The 1653-nt window shown below is 61.3% G+C and carries 1 protein-coding gene; it reads right to left on the reverse strand.

Annotated elements, in window-relative coordinates; all coding sequences use genetic code 11:
• Positions 1-177: 177 nt before the first annotated feature.
• On the reverse strand, positions 178-1551 hold the full coding sequence (locus EUU22_RS22265) for an ISNCY family transposase (RefSeq protein WP_129334168.1): 1374 nt from the start codon (positions 1549-1551) through the stop codon (positions 178-180).
• Positions 1552-1653 lie beyond the last annotated feature (102 nt).

The raw sequence follows: 1653 nt of genomic DNA on the forward strand, positions 1-1653 counted from the left end.
CAATGTGGCGGCCAGATTGAAATGTCCGTTCCGGCGCAAAGTTGAAATGTCACTTTGGGCTGCCGCACGGCACGCCGACCAGCCCCGATCTGACCGGCTGGTCCGGGTTGCAAGGGAAGATCGGGGCGGGTGGATTGGCCGCTGACCGGCTTTAGCTTTGACAGCCCGAGCAGTCGATCACTCTGCGGCATCGAGGATGGAGAGCGCCTGCCGCCGCCGAGCAATGACAGCCGGATCGTTCATGAAATCCGTCCGCTTGCCCGGCTTGCGGCCCCGCGGTTTGTAGCCAATCTTCTCGCTGTTCGTCTTCACGGCCGGCTTCGTCTGCTGCTCCTGCCGCTCCTTGATATAGGCCAGCACATCGGAAAGCCGCTTGTTCTCGGTGATCGCCGCATGCGTCACCCGCTGGTCCTTGTCGAACACCCGGTAGGGCAGGGAATGCCCCTTCCAGCGCACGTCCAGCCGACCATCGGCGAAAGCGTAGGTCTCGACATAGCGTCCGACCAACCCACGCGTCACCTCGTTCTCTTCCAGCATGATCCGCTGGCGCTCGTAGGAGAATGTCAGTTGCGCACCGACATAACGCTGCTCACGTTTGCACAGGACCTCGCGCAGCCGATCCGGGGCAAGGTTCATCGGCCGGTGCAGGTCATCAGGCCGGGCAGGGGAAATGGCAAATTGCCGGTTATAGCGCTCCATGAACCGAGGCAGGAAAGCGTTGCCGTCGTCCATCCCGCAGATGCCCTCCAGACGCAGATCCTTGATCAACCGATCCTGTAGCGTCCGGTTCATCCGCTCGACCCGGCCCTTCGCCTGGCTCGAATTTGCGCAAAGAATCTCGATGTTTAGCTCTGAAAGCGCCCGCCCGAACTGCGTCATGCCCTGGCCGCCCTTGGCGTCTTTCTTCGCCACCCGGAACACCGAATGCTTGTCGGAATAGAAGGCGACCGGAGCACCATGCGCCTTCAGATAGAGCTCCAGCGCCTCGAAATACGTAAACGCGCTTTCCGATCGTACGAACCGCAACTGCATCAGCTTGCCGGTCGCATCATCGATGAACACCAGCAGCGAACATGGGTCACTGCGATCTTCGAACCAGCGATGCTCGGAACCGTCGATCTGCACCAGTTCACCATAGGCCTCGCGCCGCAGCCGCGGCTGGTGAAAGGTGCGGCGCTGCTTGCGCGACAGCCACAGACCGGCCTCCGCCATCCATTGGCGCAAGGTCTCGCGCGACACCGTCAGCCCGTCGCGCTCGGCCAGCTTCTCGGCCGCCAGCGTCGGACCGAAATCCGCATAGCGCTCGCGCACGATCGCCATGGCATAATCGCGCACGCCGTCGCTGATCCGGTTGTTCGATGGTCGGCCGATCGCTCTGTGCCGGATCGACGCCGCACCATCCGTCCGGATCCGCTCCAGCAGTCGACGCACCTGACGCGTACTCAACTCAAGAACATGCGCTGCCGTCACCATCGTCATCCGGCCGTCGACCACCTTCGACAAAACCTCAATCCGCTGCAGATCGCGCGCGCTCATCGCAATCAATCCCATCTGCAATCTCCCAGACGTCAATCAGAGACGGGGAGTGTGACATTCCAACTTTGCAGAAACAGGACACTTCAACTTTGCGGCCACATCCAAAGATCGCATAAG

It is taken from the genome of Ciceribacter ferrooxidans (genome assembly GCF_004137355.1).
In the GTDB taxonomy this organism is placed as follows: domain Bacteria; phylum Pseudomonadota; class Alphaproteobacteria; order Rhizobiales; family Rhizobiaceae; genus Allorhizobium; species Allorhizobium ferrooxidans.

Excerpts from the sequence above, each read along its gene's own strand:
- EUU22_RS22265 (WP_129334168.1), bottom strand. The coding sequence starts at position 1,551 with ATGGGATTGATTGCGATGAGCGCGCGCGATCTGCAGCGGATTGAGGTT.